The organism is Micromonospora sp. NPDC047707 (assembly GCF_040704235.1).
Taxonomy (GTDB): Bacteria; Actinomycetota; Actinomycetes; order Mycobacteriales; family Micromonosporaceae; genus Micromonospora.
This window is the reverse complement of sequence record NZ_JBEYSU010000004.1, coordinates 64,864-80,693: the sequence shown is the minus strand read 5'-3', so window position 1 is coordinate 80,693 and position 15,830 is coordinate 64,864. Positions and strand designations below refer to the sequence as shown.

The following is a 15,830-nucleotide window of genomic DNA, read 5'->3' as shown; positions in this document are numbered from 1 at the left end:
TCCCCCGACACCGGGAGTGGCACTCGACCGATCCCGGTGTGGGCTGAGAAACTGTGTGCCGGTCAGGCGGGTTGGGGGATTCGATGAGCAACGGCTGGGTGCTGCCGGACGAGCTGCTCCGGGACGCGCCGGCGTACACGCCGCGCCCCGGTGAGCTGGCGGATCTGGAGCTGTTGCTGACCGGGGCGTACACGCCACTGACCGGGTTCATGACCCGGGCCGACCTGGTGTCGGTGAGCCGGCGCAGCCGCCTCGCCGACGGCTCGCCCTGGCCCGTGCCGGTGACCCTCCAGGTGCCCGCGGCGCTCGCCCAGGGGCTGGACGTGCGCGACCCGGCGCGCCGCACGCTGGTGCTGACCGACGGCGAGGGCGCTCCGGTGGCCGCGCTGGAGGTGACCGACGCGTGGCCGGTCCGCGACGGGGTGGCGGGCGTGGGCGGGCCGGTGCGCCGGCTGGGCGACGGGGGCCACGGGCCGTTCCAGCGGCTGCGCCGCACCCCGGAGGAGGTCCGCGCGCTGCTGCCCCCGGGGCGGGTGCTCGGGGTGATCGCCGACCGCCCGCTGCACCGGCCGCAACTCGCGCAGATCGCGCACGCCGCCCGTACCCTCGGCGCCCACCTGCTCGTGCTGATCCCGGTCGGCGAGGACGGCGGCGGCGGGTTGCCGCCGGAGGCGCTCGTCCGCAGCGTCTTCGCCGCCCGGGACCGGATGCCCCCGGCGACGCTCGTCGCCGTGCCGCTGTCCCGCCGCCGGGAGGAGATCAGCGACGCGCTGCTGCGGGCCCGGGTGTCGGCGGCGTACGGGGTGACCCACCTGCTCTCCACCGGCGAGATGCTCTCCGGCGCCGGGCTGCGGGTGCTGGTGCCCCGTGAGCTGGCCTACGACAACCGGGACGGGCAGTGGCGCTGGCGGGAGGACATTCCGCCCCGCAACCGGCGGCTGGCACTGAGCCAGGCGGAGATCGACGACCTGCTGGACCGGGGCTTCCCGCTGCCCGAGTGGCACACGCCGCCGGCGGTGGCGAAGGAACTGGTCCGGGCCCGCCCGCCCCGGCGCTACCGGGGTCTGGTGATCTTCCTGACCGGCCTGTCCGGTTCCGGCAAGTCCACCGTCGCCCGGGGTCTGGCCGACGCGCTGCGCGAGCAGGGCGAACGGACGGTCACCCTGCTCGACGGCGACGTCGTCCGCCGGGAGCTGTCGGCCGGCCTGGGCTTCAGCAAGGCCGACCGCGACGCGAACGTCCGCCGGATCGGCTGGGTGGCCGCCGAGATCGCCCGGCACCGGGGGGTGTCGATCTGCTGCCCGATCGCCCCGTACGCGCAGGCCCGGGCCACCGCCCGGGAGATGGCGCTGACCGCCGGGGCGGGCTTCCTGCTGATCCACGTCGCCACCCCGCTGGAGGTCTGCGAGCAGCGGGACCGCAAGGGTCTGTACGCGCGCGCCCGGGCCGGCCTGCTCAGCGGGATGACCGGCATCGACGACCCGTACGAGGAGCCGGCCGACGCCGACCTGGTGGTCGACACGACCGATCTGTCGGTCGACGAGGCGGTGCAGTCGGTGCTGCACCACCTGGCCGAGACGGGCTGGGTCGAGCCCCGCCACCCGACCGTGTAAGCACCCCCTTCCCTTTCGTGGGTGACTCCCGCGCGCTAGTGTTCATTCTTGTTCGAACACGTTCGACCGCGTGAGAGTGCGCGGTGACAGGTGCGGAGGTGCGGCGCATGCTGGCGCAGCAGCGGCAGGCGGCCATCCTCGACCGGGTACGCACCGCCGGCGGGGTACGGGTGACCGAGCTGGCAGCCGAGTTCGGCGTGTCGGACATGACCATCCGACGCGACCTCGACCTCCTGCACGAGCGCGGGCTGCTGGCCAAGGTGCACGGCGGCGCGACGGTGGCCGGGCCCGGCTCCACGGACGAGCCGGGGTTCCGCGCCAAGTCGGTGCGCCAGCTCGCCGAGAAGGCCGCCATCGCCGGCCGGGCCGCGGACCTGGTCCGGCCCGGCGCCGCGATCGCCCTCTCCGCCGGCACCACCACCGCCGAACTGGCGCGCCGCCTGGTCGACGTGCCCGGTCTCACCGTGGTGACCAACTCCCTGCCGGTGGCCGAGATCCTGCACGCCGGGGGCCGTCCGGACCAGACGGTGGTGCTCACCGGCGGCGTCCGCACGCCCTCGGACGCGCTGGTCGGGCCGCTCGCCGTCGGCGCGATCCGCTCGCTGCACCTGGACCTGCTGTTCCTCGGCGTGCACGGGATCACCGAGCGGGCCGGGTTCACCACGCCCAACCTTATGGAGGCCGAGACCGACCGGGCCCTGGTGACCGCCTCCGACCGCCTCGTGGTGCTCGCCGACCACACGAAGTGGGGCACGGTCGGGCTCTCGTCGATCGTCGAGCTCTCGGCGGCCGACGTCCTGGTCACCGACGACCGGTTGCCGCCCGACGCCCGGCAGGTACTCGACGGGCAGGTGGGCGAACTGGTGGTCGTCAGTGGCACGGGCCGGACCACGCCGACGAGTGGAGGGGAGGCGGAGTGAAGCGCACCGCGATCGAACTGGCCGACGGCCGGGAGCTGATCTACTTCGACGAGCGGGACGACGCCGTCCGCGACCAGCCCGACCGCCGGGAGCTGCCGCCGCCCCCGCCGGCGTCGCAACTGCGGTACGACCCGCTGACCGACGAGTGGGTGGCGGTCGCCGTGCACCGGCAGACCCGCACCTTCCTCCCCCCGGCCGACCAGTGCCCACTCTGCCCGTCCACCGCCGACCGGCTCAGCGAGATCCCGGCACCCGACTACGACGTGGTGGTCTTCGAGAACCGCTTCCCGTCGCTGAGCGGCCGGATCGCCGAGGAACCGGCGGAGATCACGCCGTTCACCCCGGTCCGGCCCGGGCAGGGCCGGTGCGAGGTGGTCTGCTTCACGGACGACCACACCGCCTCGTTCGGCGGCCTCACCCCCCGCCGGGTGCGGACGGTGCTCGACGCGCTCGCCGACCGGACCGCGGCGCTGGGCGAACTGCCCGGCGTGGAGCAGATCTTCCCGTTCGAGAACCGGGGCGTCGAGATCGGTGTGACGCTGCACCACCCGCACGGGCAGGTCTACGCGTACCCCTTCGTGACGCCGCGGACCCGGGCGATGCTGGCCGCCGCCCGCCGGCACGCCGACCGCACCGGGGGCCGCAACCTGTACGCCGACGTACTCGCCGCCGAACGCGCCGCCGGGGACCGGGTGGTCGCCGGCAACGAGCACTGGACGGCGTACGTCCCGGCGGCCGCCCGGTGGCCGGTCGAGGTGCACGTGGCGCCGCACCGGCCGGTGCCGGACATCCCGGCGCTCACCGACGCGGAGCGGGACGCGTTCGGTCCGCTCTACCTGAACCTGCTGCGCCGCTTCGACAGGCTGTTCGACCTGCCGATGCCGTACATCGCGGCCTGGCACCAGGCTCCGGTCCGCGTCGACCGGGACCTGGGTCACCTGCACCTTCAGCTGTTCAGCATCCGGCGGGCGAGGGACAAGCTGAAGTACCTGGCCGGGTCGGAGTCGGGGATGGGCGTGTTCATCAACGACATCGCCCCCGAGCGCGCCGCCGAACTCCTCCGCTCGGCGTGAAAGGAAGGGCCCCCTTTCAACGCCTCGGGTAGAGGAGGGGGCCCTTGTCAACACCTTGCTGGACGAGCGCCGGTCACCGGACAGGGCGCGGGGGGCCCGGGACAGGGCCCCCCGCTGGGAAGGGACGGCTGGCTGCGTACGACAGCCGGGAAGGCTGGCTGATCGGCACGCATGTCGCGAGGCGACCGCGGTCAACCTTCCTGGACGTGACTGGCATCTCGTCCACCCAGGTCAACGAGGCGCGCCGGGCAAAGTGACGCAAAACGGCGTGTCGCCTGCCCGACACGCCGTTCCACCCTGTCGAGGGCGTTAAGAAGGGCCCCTTTCACAACGCCAGGCGTGAACAAGGGGCCCTTCCTTACACACGAGTCAGGCGAGCTTGCGGGCCAGGTTCTCGTCCAGCGCGTTCATGAACTCGTCGGTGGTCAGCCACGGGGCGTCCCGGGAGATGAGCAGCGCGAGGTCCTTGGTCATCTGGCCGCCCTCGACGGTCTCGACGATGACCTGCTCCAGGGTGTTGGCGAACTCGGTGACCGCCGGCGTGCCGTCCAGCTTGCCCCGGTGGGCCAGGCCACGGGTCCACGCGTAGATCGACGCGATCGGGTTGGTGGAGGTCTTCTCGCCCTTCTGCCACTGCCGGTAGTGCCGGGTGACGGTGCCGTGCGCGGCCTCCGCCTCGACGGTGCGGCCGTCCGGGGTCATCAGCACCGAGGTCATCAGGCCCAGCGAGCCGAAGCCCTGCGCCACCGTGTCGGACTGGACGTCACCGTCGTAGTTCTTGCAGGCCCAGACGAAGCCACCCTCCCACTTGAGCGCGGCGGCGACCATGTCGTCGATGAGCCGGTGCTCGTAGGTGATGCCGGCGGCGTCGAACTCGGCCTTGAACTCGTTCTCGAAGACCTCGGCGAAGATGTCCTTGAACCGGCCGTCGTACGCCTTGAGGATCGTGTTCTTGGTCGACAGGTAGACCGGGTAGCCACGGTCCAGGCCGTAGCGCATGGAGGCGCGGGCGAAGTCCCGGATCGACTCGTCGAAGTTGTACATGCCCATCGCGACGCCGCCGCCGGGGAAGTTGGCGACCTCCATCTCGACCGGGGCGGAACCGTCGGCCGGGGTGTAGGTGATGGTCACCGTTCCCGGGCCGGGGACGACGAAGTCGGTGGCCTTGTACTGGTCGCCGTGGGCGTGCCGGCCGATGATGATCGGCTTCGTCCAGCCCGGGACCAGCCGCGGCACGTTGGACATGATGATCGGCTCGCGGAACACCACGCCGCCGAGGATGTTGCGGATGGTGCCGTTCGGCGACCGCCACATCTTCTTGAGGCCGAACTCCTCCACCCGGGCCTCGTCCGGCGTGATGGTGGCGCACTTGACGCCGACGCCGTGCTCCTTGATGGCGTTGGCGGCGTCGACGGTGACCTGGTCGTCGGTCTCGTCACGGTGCTGGATCGACAGGTCGTAGTAGTGCAGGTCGACGTCGAGGTACGGCAGGATCAGCTGCTCCCGGATCTGCTTCCAGATGATCCGGGTCATCTCGTCGCCGTCGATTTCCACGACCGGGTTGTTTACCTTGATCTTCGCCATCGGCCGGCGCTCCTCTCGGGGGACACGTGCTCAAGCAGTACGAGCGTACTGGAAACTGGCTGGCAGCCCCCAGGCGGCCTCGCCCCCAGGTCGGGACGGGCGGCGCGAAGGTCACTGGCAGGCGTCGCCGCGTGCCACTGAGCCGTACCCCTGGGTCTATCACGGCGGTCGCCCGGCGGCAGCGGCGAGGGCGGCATTGCGTACGGCGCAGGGAACGGCGGAGGGCCGCCGGCGTCGCCGGCGGCCCTCCACGGGATCGGTCAGCTCACATGTTGGCGACGTCGGCCTGCTTGGCGCGGACGGCCTCGGCGGCCTCCTTCAGGGCGGCCAGCTCGTCGGCGTCCAGGTCGGTCTCGACGACCCGCTTGACGCCCTCGGCGCCGATCTGGGCCTCCACGCCCAGGTAGACGCCGGAGATGCCGTACTGGCCGTCGACCCAGGCGCACACCGGCATGACCTCGCCGGAGTCCTCCGCCACGGCCTTCGCCATCCGGGCGGCGGCCGCAGACGGGGCGTAGTACGCGGAGCCGGTCTTCAGCAGCGCGACGACCTCGGCGCCACCGTTGCGGGTCTTGACGACCAGTTCCTCGATCTGCTCCGCCGGCATGGCGTCGCGCAGCGGCTTGCCGTCTACGGTGCTCTTCGACGGCACCGGCACCATGGTGTCGCCGTGCGAGCCCAGGGTCAGGGTCCGGACCGACTTCACCGGTACGCCCAGCGCCTCGGCCACGAAGTTGGTGAACCGGGCGGTGTCCAGCATGCCGGCCTGGCCGAGCACCCGGTTCTTCGGGAACTGCGTGGCGAGCTGGGCGAGCGCGGTCATCTCGTCCAGCGGGTTGGAGACGACGATGACCACGGCGTTCGGGGCGTACTTGGCGACGTTCTCGGAGACCTGGCGGACGATCTTGGCGTTCGTCTCCAGCAGGTCCATCCGGCTCATGCCCGGCTTCCGGGGCAGGCCGGCGGTGATCACGACCACGTCCGAGCCCTCGATGGCCTCGTAACCCTCACCGTTCGGGCCGGTCGTGACGCCGACGACCTTGGTCTCGAAGCCCTCGATCGCGCGCGACTGGTTGAGGTCCAGGGCGAGGCCGGCGGGCTTGCCCTCCACGATGTCGGTGATCACGACGGTGTCGAAGACGTCGTACTCGGCCAGGCGCTGTGCGGTGGTGGAGCCGTAGAAGCCGGCCCCGACGACAGTGACCTTCTTACCCATGGTCGTCCCACTCCCTGATACCAGTCGGTTTTCCGGACCGTATCAGCCATCCTGGCACCGATCCGGCCAGGGGCGGACGGTTTGCACCTGATGGGTGGGGACGCCTCAGTCGCGCTCGGCCCGCTCGACCACGTTGGTCAGCAGCATGGCGCGGGTCATCGGTCCGACGCCGCCAGGCATCGGGACCAGGGCGCCGGCCACCTCGGCCACCTCCGGGTCGACGTCGCCGGTGTAGCGGCCCTTGCCGTCGGGGCCGATCACCCGCGTGATCCCGACGTCGACCACGACGGCGCCGGGCGTGACCATGTCGGCGGTGAGCAGTCCGGGTACGCCGGCCGCGACGATCACGATGTCGGCGGCGCGGGTGTGCGAGGCGAGGTCGAGGGTGCCGGTGTGGCACAGGGTGACGGTGGCGTTCTCGCTGCGCCGGGTGAGCAGCAGCCCGAGGGGGCGGCCCACCGTGTTGCCCCGGCCGACCACGGCGACCTTGGCGCCGCGCAGCGCCACGTCGTGCCGGCGGAGCAGCTCGACGATGCCGCGCGGGGTGCAGGGCAGCGGGCCCGGGTAGCCGAGCACCAGCCGGCCCAGGTTCACCGGGTGCAGGCCGTCGGCGTCCTTGTCCGGGTCGATCAGCTCCAGCACCCGCTGCGTGTCCAGCTGGGCGGGGAGCGGCAGCTGGACGATGTAGCCGTGGCAGGCCGGGTCGGCGTTCAGCTCGGCGAGGACGGCGTCGACCTGCTCCTGGGTGGCGTCCGCCGGCAGCTCGCGCCGGATCGAGGCGATGCCCACCTCGGCGCAGTCCCGGTGCTTGCCGTTGACGTATGCCTGGGAGCCGGGGTCGGTGCCGACCAGGACGGTGCCGAGCCCGGGCGTGACGCCCCGCTCCGCCAGAGCCTTCACCCGGGCCCGCAGCTCGTCCTTGATCTCGGCCGCGGTCGCCTTGCCGTCCAGAAGCGTCGCCGTCACGCCCAGATCGTCTCACGCCCGGCCCCCCGCGGGCCGACGACCCGGCCAGCCGCCGCCGCACCGCCCACGCCAGTAAATGACGTGACGGTGTGTGACGTGGCCTTGGTCACCGTGTGTGACTTTTGATGGTCGCTCAACGGCCGTCAACTCGACGGCGGCGGCGCGGCGGGGAGGATCGGGACGACCGGGCGGACAGCTCGCAACGACACCGGACCGGTCCGGCACGCTACGCGGCCCGCCGACCATAAACGCTGGTGCGACGCCCTACAAGGCCTCGACGCTCTACCAGTACGGCGAGCCGGATGCAAGCCCGGGCCCCACACCCTGTTATCGGTTCGCAACGGCATCGTTGTCGATCGCGATTGTGCGACCTACCGTTGCCCATCGTTGCGCAGCGTAAACCCAGCGTCGGGCCTGACTGCGCAGTGTGAGGAGACGAGGAGACTTCATGCGCGTTCGTAGGCTCGCCGCCTGGACCGCTCTCCCGCTCGCGGTGACCCTGGGCCTGGTGGCCTGCGGCTCGGGCGGCGACGGCGGATCCGGCGGAACCAACCCCAACGCGGCCGTGCGGATCGAGATCGCCGAGCCGCAGCACCTGGTGCCGACCAACACCAACGAGACGAGTGGCTCGCAGGTGCTCGCCGCCCTGTTCAGCCCGCTGGTCGAGTACGACGAGGCCAACAAGGCGTACGAGGTGGCGGCCGAGTCGGTGACGTCCGAGGACAACACGACCTGGACGATCAAGCTGAAGGACGGCTACACCTTCCACAACGGCGAGAAGGTGACCGCCGACAACTACGTCGACGCGTGGAACTACGGCGCGTACGCCCCGAACGGCCAGAACTCGAGCTACTTCTTCGAGAAGATCGCCGGGTACGAGGACCTGCAGGGCGAGCAGCCGAAGGCCAGGACGATGTCCGGCCTGAAGAAGGTCGACGACCTGACCTTCACCGTCACGCTGTCGCAGCCGTACGCCGAGTTCAAGACCATGCTCGGCTACACCGCCTTCTACCCGCTGCCGAAGGCCGCCTTCTCGGCGCCGGGCGTGCTGGCCGAGGGCTACGAGCAGGCCCCGATCGGGCAGGGCCCGTTCAAGATGAAGGGCACCTGGCAGCACGACGCCAAGGTCGAGGTCGAGAAGTACGACGCCTTCCCCGGCGAGAAGCCGAAGGTGGCCGGCGTCGAGTTCCGGATCTACCAGCAGCTGACCGCCGCGTACGCCGACGTGCTGTCGGACAACCTCGACGTGATCAAGACGATCCCGACCGAGAACCTGTCGACCGCGTCGACCGACCTGGGCGACCGGTTCAAGACCAGCCCCGCCTCGTCGTTCCAGTTCCTCTCCTTCCCGACGTACCAGAAGGAGTTCAGCAACCCGGACGTGCGCAAGGCGATCTCGATGGCGATCGACCGCGAGGAGATCACCAAGTCGATCTTCAAGGACTCGCAGACGCCGGCGCGCTCCTTCGTCTCCCCGGTCGTGGCGGGCTACCGCGACAACACCATCGGTTCGGCCGGCACGTTCGACCCGGCCAAGGCGAAGGCGCTGTACCAGGCCGCGGGCGGCCCGAGCCGGATCGAGATCTCGTACAACGGCGACGGCGGCCACAAGGACTGGGTCGACGCCACCTGCAACCAGCTCAAGGCCAACCTGGGTGTGGACTGCGTCGGCACCGCCGAGCCGAAGTTCGCGGACCTGCTGACCAAGGTCAAGGCGAAGCAGCCGGTCGGCCTGTTCCGGATGGGCTGGATCATGGACTACCCGTCCATGGAGAACTACCTCGGCCCGCTGTACAGCACCACCGGCTCGTCGAACTACTACGGCTACAGCAACCCGCAGTTCGACAGGCTGGTCGCCGAGGGCTCGGCGGCGGCCACCGAGGAAGAGGCGATCAAGAAGTACCAGCAGGCCGAGGACCTTCTGGCCAAGGACATGCCGGTGATCCCGCTCCGGTTCGGCCAGAACAGCTTCGGTCACTCGACCAAGGTCACGAACGTGGAGATGGATCTCTTCGACCGGGTCGACCTGGTGAAGATCGAGGCCGTTCAGTAACACGGCGCGACGGGTCGGGCCACTGCCAGCCGGTGGTCCGACCCGCCTTCCTGTTCGCCCTTTTTCAGAGAGACTTCCTAGTATGTTCCGCTTCATTCTGCGGCGACTGCTCCAGATGGTCCTCGCGTTCTTCGGAACCACGCTGATCGTCTACGCGCTGATGTTCGCCGGTCAGGGCGACCCGATCCAGGCGCTCGCCGGCGAGCGCCCGGTCACCGCCGCCCAGCGGGCATATCTGACGGAAAAGTTCCACCTGGACAAGACCGGGATCGACGGCTTCTTCTACCGCTACTTCGACTACGTCACCAACCTGCTCCAGGGCGACCTCGGCCAGTCCCTCACCGGACGGCAGATCGGCGACATCCTCGCCGCCGCCTGGCCGGTGACGATCAAGCTGGCGCTCATCGCCATGGCGGTCACCATCCTCTTCGGGGTCACCGCGGGCGTGCTCGCCGGCATCCGGCGGGCCAGCATCTTCGACAACTCGACGCTGCTGCTGACCCTGCTGGTGCTCGGCATCCCGACGATCGTGCTGGCCCCCCTCGCCCAGTACTTCCTCGGGGTGAAGTGGCAGCTCTTCCCGCCCACCGCCGGCGCCGAGCCCGACCTGTACGCGCTGCTCCTGCCCGGCATCGTGCTCGGCTCGCTCTCCCTGGCCACCGCGCTGCGGCTGACCCGGACCTCGGTGGCGGAGAACCTGCGCGCCGACTACGTCCGCACCGCCCGGTCCAAGGGCCTGGTCAAGCGGCGCATCGTCGGGATCCACGTGCTGCGCAACTCGCTCATCCCGGTCGTCACCTTCCTCGGCGTCGAACTCGGCAACCTGATGAGCGGCGCGATCATCACCGAGGGCGTGTTCAACATCCCCGGTGTCGGCTTCAACCTCTTCCGCGGCATCCGCACCGAGGACGGTCCGCTGGTGGTGGGCATCGTCAGCGTGCTGGTCGTGGTCTACCTCATCTCCAACCTGGTGGTGGACGTCCTGTACGCCGTACTCGACCCGAGGATCCGCTATGAGTGATTTCGAAACCGTGGCGGCGTCGGAGGACCAGGCCGCGCGGCGGGGGCCCTCCGGCGAGCCGGGCGCCCCGAACCAGGTCGGCGGCACCTCGACCGTCACCGGCCGTCCCCGTAGCCTGGCCGGCGACGCCTGGCGCGACCTGCGCCGCAAGCCGATCTTCTGGATCAGCCTCGCGCTGGTCGTGCTGGTCACCGCGATGGCCGCGGTGCCCGGCCTGTTCACCGGCAACGACCCGACCAACTGCGTCCTCGCGCGGCAGCACGCCGCGCCGTCCGGCGGCGCCATCCTCGGGTACGACTTCCAGGGCTGCGACACCTACGCCCGGGCGGTGTACGGCGCCCGCGCCTCGCTCCTGGTGGGCGCACTCTCCGCGCTGCTCACCGGGCTGGTCGCGCTCACCGTCGGGATGCTCGCCGGCTACTTCGGCCGGTGGGTCGACGCGATCCTCTCCCGCGTGATCGACATCGTGCTCGGCATCCCGCTGCTGCTCGCCGCGATCGTCCTGCTCAAGCGGGTCGCCAGCGACAGCTCGACGGTCCGGATCGCCTCCGTCATCTTCGTGCTGGCGGTGCTCGGCTGGACCACGGCGGCCCGGGTGGTCCGCTCGTCGGTGATCACCGCCAAGGAGCAGGACTACGTCGCCGCCGCCCGGATGCTCGGCGCGAGCAACGGCCGGATCATGTGGCGACACATCCTGCCCAACGCGCTCGCCCCCGCCGTCGTGGTGCTGACCATCGCGCTCGGCTCGTTCATCGCCGCCGAGGCGACGCTGTCCTTCCTCGGCATCGGCCTGAGGGAGCCGACGATCTCCTGGGGCATCGACATCAACAACGGCCGGGTGCACATGCGGGAGTCGGCGACCCCGCTGATCGTCCCGTCGACCTTCCTCGCGCTGACCGTCCTGGCGTTCATCATGCTCGGCGACGCGATCCGTGACGCCTTCGACCCGAAGCTCCGGTGAGGCTCTCATGACCCAGTCCGCTGTCCACCCCACCCCGGCCTCCCCCACTCCGGAGGGCGGCCACCTGCTCGAGGTGCGGGACCTGCACGTCGAGTTCCGCACCACCGAGGGGGTGGCGAAGGTGATCAACGGCGTCTCGTACCACCTGGACGCCGGTGAGACCCTCGCCGTCCTGGGCGAGTCCGGCTCCGGCAAGTCCGTCACCGCCCAGGCGATCATGGGGATCCTCGACACCCCGCCCGCGGTGATCCGCTCCGGCCAGATCCTCTACCGGGGCCGGGACCTCCTCACCCAGTCCGAGGAGCAGCGCCGGCAGGTGCGGGGCAAGGAGATCGCGATGATCTTCCAGGACGCCCTGTCCGCGCTGAACCCGACCTTCCCGGTGGGCTGGCAGATCGGCGAGACGCTACGCCAGCGCGCCGGCATGTCCCGCGCGGACGCCCGCCGCCGCGCGATCGAGCTGATGGACCTGGTGCAGATCCCGGCCGCCGCCAACCGGCTCGGCGACTACCCGCACCAGTTCTCCGGCGGCATGCGGCAACGCGTCATGATCGCCATGGCGCTGGCGATGAACCCCAAGGTCCTCATCGCCGACGAGCCGACCACGGCGCTGGACGTGACGGTGCAGGCCCAGATCATGGACCTGCTCGCCGACCTGCGCCGCGACCTCGACATGGCGATGATCCTCATCACCCACGACCTCGGCGTGGTCGCCGGCGTCGCGGACCGGATCGCCGTCATGTACGCGGGCCGCATCGTCGAGCACGCCGACGTGCGGTCGCTGTACCGGGCGCCCGCCCACCCGTACACCAAGGGGCTGCTGGAGTCGATTCCGCGGATGGACGTCCGCGGCCAGCAACTGTCGACGATCCGGGGTCTGCCGCCGAACCTGATGCGGATCCCGTCCGGCTGCCCGTTCCACCCCCGGTGCCCGTACGTCCAGCAGGTCTGCGTGGACGTCGTGCCGCACGACCTGGTCCTCGGCGACGGCCGGACCAGCGCGTGCCACTTCGCGCAGGAGGTCCGTGATGACAGCGCCCGCTAGCCCGACCAAGGTCCGGGGCGAGACGATCCTCGCCGTCGAGAACCTGGTCAAGCACTTCCCGATCACCCGGGGCGTCGTGTTCCAGAAGCAGGTCGGCGCGGTCAAGGCGGTCGACGGGGTCAGCTTCGAGCTGCGCCGCGGCGAAACGCTCGGCATCGTCGGCGAGTCCGGCTGCGGCAAGTCCACCCTGGCCCGCCTGCTGATGCGCCTGGAGACGCCGACCGCCGGCAAGGCGACCCTGGAGGGCCGGGACCTGTTCAAGGCCTCGGGTGCCGAGCTGCGCCGCCTGCGCCGCAACATGCAGATGGTGCTCCAGGACCCGTACACGTCGCTGAACCCGCGGATGACCGTCGGCGACATCATCGGCGAGCCGTTCAAGATCCACCCGGAGGCGGCCCCGAAGGGCAGCCGGCAGCGACGGGTGCAGGAACTGCTGGACGTGGTCGGCCTGAACCCCGAGCACATCAACCGGTACCCGCACCAGTTCTCCGGCGGCCAGCGGCAGCGCATCGGCATCGCCCGCGCGCTCGCGCTGCGGCCCGAGGTCATCGTCTGCGACGAGCCGGTGTCCGCCCTGGACGTGTCGATCCAGGCTCAGGTGATCAACCTGCTGGAGCAACTCCAGGACGAGCTCGGGCTCTCGTACATCTTCATCGCCCACGACCTGTCGGTGGTGCGGCACATCTCGGACCGGGTCGCGGTGATGTACCTGGGCCGGATCGTGGAGATCGGCACCGAGGACGAGATCTACGAGCGCGCCACCCATCCGTACACCCAGGCGCTGCTGTCGGCGGTGCCGGTGCCGGATCCGGAGCAGCGCGACAACCGGAACATGATCCGGCTGGTCGGCGACGTGCCGAGCCCGGCGAACCCGCCGAGCGGCTGCCACTTCCGCACCCGCTGCTGGAAGGCCCAGGAGGTCTGCGCCGCCGAGGACCCCGCCGCGGTGCCCCGCGCCGCCGACCCGCACCCGTCGGCCTGCCACTTCGCCGAGCTCCGTATGTAAGGAAGGGCCCCTTCTTAACGCCTCGCGTTGTGGAAGGGGCCCTTCTTAACAAGACACGTCGGGGCCGTCAGTGGAAGAAGTGGCGGGTGCCGGTGAGGTACATGGTCACGCCGGCCTCCTTGCAGGCCGCGATGGTCTCCTCGTCCCGGATCGAGCCGCCGGGCTGGACGATCGCCCGCACGCCCGCGTCGATGAGGATCTTCGGGCCGTCGGCGAACGGGAAGAACGCGTCGGAGGCGCACACCGCCCCGCGCGCCCGCTCGGTGCCGGCCCGGTCCACCGCCAGGCGGGCCGAGTCGACCCGGTTGACCTGGCCCATGCCGACGCCGACGGTCGCGCCGTCCTTGGCGAGCAGGATCGCGTTGCTCTTCACCGCCCGCACCGCCCGCCAGGCGAAGGCGAGGTCGCGCAGGGTCGCCTCGTCGGCCGCCTCGCCGGTGGCCAGGCGCCAGGTCGCCGGGTCGTCGCCCTCGGCGTCGATCCGGTCCCGCATCTGCACCAGCACACCGCCGGTGACCTGCCGCCACTCGGCCGGCAGCGGGGCGTACGCGGGTGCCCGCAGCAGCCGGATGTTCTTCTTCCCCTGAAGGATCTCGACGGCACCGGGCTCGAACTCCGGCGCGACGACCACCTCGGTGAAGATCTCCGCGACCTGCCGGGCCAGCTCGGCGCTGACCGGGCGGTTCACCGCGATCACGCCGCCGAACGCCGACACCGGGTCGCAGGCGTGCGCCTTCCGGTGCGCCTCGGCCACGTCCGCGCCGACCGCGATGCCGCACGGGTTCGCGTGCTTGATGATCGCCACCGCCGGTTGGCCGGCGAAGTCGTTCGCGGCCCGCCACGCCGCGTCCGCGTCGAGGTAGTTGTTGTAGGACATCTCCTTGCCGTGCAGCTGCTCGGCCTGGGCGAGCCCCGCCGGGCCGGACGGGTCGGCGTAGAGGGCGGCCGCCTGGTGCGGGTTCTCGCCGTAGCGCAGCACGGCCTGCCGGCGCAGTGCCAGACCGGCGAACTCCGGCCAGGCGGCATCCTCGACGAGTTCCTGCGCGCACCACTCGGCGACGGCCACGTCGTAGTCGGCGATCACCGCGAAGGCGCGGGCCGCGAGCGCCTTGCGCTGCGCCAGCGTGAACCCGCCGGCCCGCACGGCCGCCAGGAGCACCGGGTACGCGGCCGGGTCGGTCACCACCGCGACCGAGACGTGGTTCTTGGCGGCGGCCCGGACCATCGCGGGCCCGCCGATGTCGATCTGCTCGACGCACTCGTCCTGGCTGGCCCCGGAGGCGACGGTGGCCTGGAACGGGTACAGGTTGGAGACCAGCAGGTCGATCCCGGCGATGCCGTGCTCGGTGAGCTGCGCCGCGTGCGACTCCTTGCGCAGGTCGGCGAGGAGGCCACCGTGGATCTTCGGGTGCAGCGTCTTGACCCGGCCGTCGAGGATCTCCGGGAAACCGGTCACGGACTCCACCGCGGTCACCGGCACGCCCGCACCGGCGACGGCCGAGGCCGTGCTCCCCGTCGAGACGATCTCCACGCCGGCGTCGTGCAGCGCCCGGGCCAGCTCGACCAGGCCGGTCTTGTCGTAGACGCTGACCAGCGCCCGCCGGATCGGGCGGCGCTGGTCCTGACTGGAACTCACGGAACCGTGACCTTTCTTCCGGTGATCGTCCAACCTTCGCGGACCAGGCGGCCCACCTGCTCGACGAGCTGGCGCCGCTCGGCTTCCTTGATGCGCTCGGTGAGCGTCTCCACGTCGTCGTCGTCGAGCACCGGCACGGCGACCTGAGCGACGATCGGGCCGGTGTCCATCCCGGCGTCGACGAAGAAGAGCGTGGCACCGGTGATCTTGACGCCGTAGGCGAGCGCGTCGCGAGGCCCGTGGATGCCGGGGAACGCCGGCAGCAGCGTGTTGTGCGTGTTGAGGTAGCGGTCGCCGAAGGCGGCGAGGAAGTGCGGGCCGACCAGCTTCAGGAAACCGGCGGAGATGACCAGGTCCGGCTTGTGCTCGGCCACGTGCGCGGTCAGGGCGGCGTCCCAGTCCTCGCGGCTCGGGTGGTCCTTGACCCGCTCGACGAACGTGGGCACCCCCGCCGCGGCGGCGCGGTCCAGCCCCGCGATGCCGTCCCGGTCGGCGCCGACCGCGACCACCCGGGCTCCGTACGCCGGGTCGGCGCCGGCGTCGAGCAGTGCCTGGAGGTTGCTGCCGGAGCCGGAGACGAGGACGACGATGCGGGCGACGGACGCGGGCTCGGTCACCGGACAACCCTATCGGGACGGCGACGCCGTCCAGCCGGTGGGCGGCGGGCCGGTCACCGACGCCCTGACTGGCACGAACCGGGTACGCTGCCGGTCGCTCTGGCCGGCGCGTGCCCGGC

Annotated in this window: 13 protein-coding genes; 8 read left to right on the top strand and 5 right to left on the bottom strand. The window is 71.1% G+C overall.

The features are described from left to right. Nucleotides 1–83: 83 nt before the first annotated feature. The 3 genes from cysC to galT all read left to right on the top strand — a co-directional run bounded on the left by cysC (nucleotide 84) and on the right by galT (nucleotide 3,606). Nucleotides 84–1,613, top strand: coding sequence for an adenylyl-sulfate kinase (gene cysC / locus AB0873_RS05870; RefSeq protein WP_366598624.1), 1,530 nt, complete (start codon nucleotides 84–86; stop codon nucleotides 1,611–1,613). Nucleotides 1,614–1,720: 107 nt separating this feature from the next. Next, nucleotides 1,721–2,533: a DeoR/GlpR family DNA-binding transcription regulator gene (locus tag AB0873_RS05865; protein WP_366598623.1), complete on the top strand. Its 813-nt coding sequence runs from the start codon at nucleotides 1,721–1,723 to the stop codon at nucleotides 2,531–2,533. Next, nucleotides 2,530–3,606: a galactose-1-phosphate uridylyltransferase gene (gene galT / locus AB0873_RS05860; RefSeq protein WP_366598622.1), complete on the top strand. Its 1,077-nt coding sequence runs from the start codon at nucleotides 2,530–2,532 to the stop codon at nucleotides 3,604–3,606. The genes AB0873_RS05865 and galT overlap by 4 nt, the downstream gene beginning before the upstream one ends. A 369-nt stretch (nucleotides 3,607–3,975) precedes the next feature. On the opposite strand, the gene AB0873_RS05855 is transcribed toward galT, so the two are convergent. The 3 genes from AB0873_RS05855 to AB0873_RS05845 form a co-directional block, all read right to left on the bottom strand. After that, nucleotides 3,976–5,190 (bottom strand): NADP-dependent isocitrate dehydrogenase, encoded by a 1,215-nt coding sequence (locus tag AB0873_RS05855; protein ID WP_155330346.1) that lies wholly within the window; start codon nucleotides 5,188–5,190, stop codon nucleotides 3,976–3,978. A 265-nt stretch (nucleotides 5,191–5,455) separates the two neighbouring features. Continuing rightward, nucleotides 5,456–6,406 (bottom strand): malate dehydrogenase, encoded by a 951-nt coding sequence (gene mdh / locus AB0873_RS05850; RefSeq protein ID WP_155330345.1) that lies wholly within the window; start codon nucleotides 6,404–6,406, stop codon nucleotides 5,456–5,458. A 105-nt stretch (nucleotides 6,407–6,511) separates the two neighbouring features. Continuing rightward, nucleotides 6,512–7,372 (bottom strand): bifunctional methylenetetrahydrofolate dehydrogenase/methenyltetrahydrofolate cyclohydrolase, encoded by an 861-nt coding sequence (locus AB0873_RS05845; protein ID WP_366598621.1) that lies wholly within the window; start codon nucleotides 7,370–7,372, stop codon nucleotides 6,512–6,514. Nucleotides 7,373–7,820: 448 nt separating this feature from the next. Here AB0873_RS05845 and AB0873_RS05840 point away from each other — a divergent pair, with 448 nt between their 5' ends. The 5 genes from AB0873_RS05840 (at nucleotide 7,821) to AB0873_RS05820 (ending at nucleotide 13,458) form a co-directional block, all read left to right on the top strand. Beyond that, nucleotides 7,821–9,425, top strand: a complete 1,605-nt coding sequence (locus AB0873_RS05840) for an ABC transporter substrate-binding protein (protein ID WP_366598620.1) — start codon at nucleotides 7,821–7,823, stop codon at nucleotides 9,423–9,425. Between the two features lie 82 nt (nucleotides 9,426–9,507). Then, complete coding sequence (locus AB0873_RS05835) at nucleotides 9,508–10,446, top strand: ABC transporter permease (protein WP_155330342.1); 939 nt, start codon at nucleotides 9,508–9,510, stop codon at nucleotides 10,444–10,446. Next, the gene (locus AB0873_RS05830; protein WP_155330341.1) at nucleotides 10,439–11,407 is read left to right on the top strand and encodes an ABC transporter permease; all 969 of its coding nucleotides are present in this window, start codon (nucleotides 10,439–10,441) and stop codon (nucleotides 11,405–11,407) included. Before AB0873_RS05835 ends, AB0873_RS05830 begins: the two co-directional genes overlap by 8 nt. Before the next feature lie 7 nt (nucleotides 11,408–11,414). Continuing rightward, nucleotides 11,415–12,452: an ABC transporter ATP-binding protein gene (locus AB0873_RS05825; protein ID WP_366598619.1), complete on the top strand. Its 1,038-nt coding sequence runs from the start codon at nucleotides 11,415–11,417 to the stop codon at nucleotides 12,450–12,452. After that, nucleotides 12,436–13,458, top strand: a complete 1,023-nt coding sequence (locus AB0873_RS05820; RefSeq protein WP_366598618.1) for a dipeptide ABC transporter ATP-binding protein — start codon at nucleotides 12,436–12,438, stop codon at nucleotides 13,456–13,458. Before AB0873_RS05825 ends, AB0873_RS05820 begins: the two co-directional genes overlap by 17 nt. 67 nt (nucleotides 13,459–13,525) lie before the next feature. Here the strand turns inward: AB0873_RS05820 and purH are convergent, their stop codons facing one another. Beyond that, nucleotides 13,526–15,094 (bottom strand): bifunctional phosphoribosylaminoimidazolecarboxamide formyltransferase/IMP cyclohydrolase, encoded by a 1,569-nt coding sequence (gene purH / locus AB0873_RS05815; RefSeq protein WP_366598617.1) that lies wholly within the window; start codon nucleotides 15,092–15,094, stop codon nucleotides 13,526–13,528. Beyond that, nucleotides 15,091–15,711: a phosphoribosylglycinamide formyltransferase gene (purN, locus tag AB0873_RS05810; RefSeq protein WP_366598616.1), complete on the bottom strand. Its 621-nt coding sequence runs from the start codon at nucleotides 15,709–15,711 to the stop codon at nucleotides 15,091–15,093. The genes purH and purN overlap by 4 nt, the downstream gene beginning before the upstream one ends. Nucleotides 15,712–15,830: the final 119 nt, after the last annotated feature.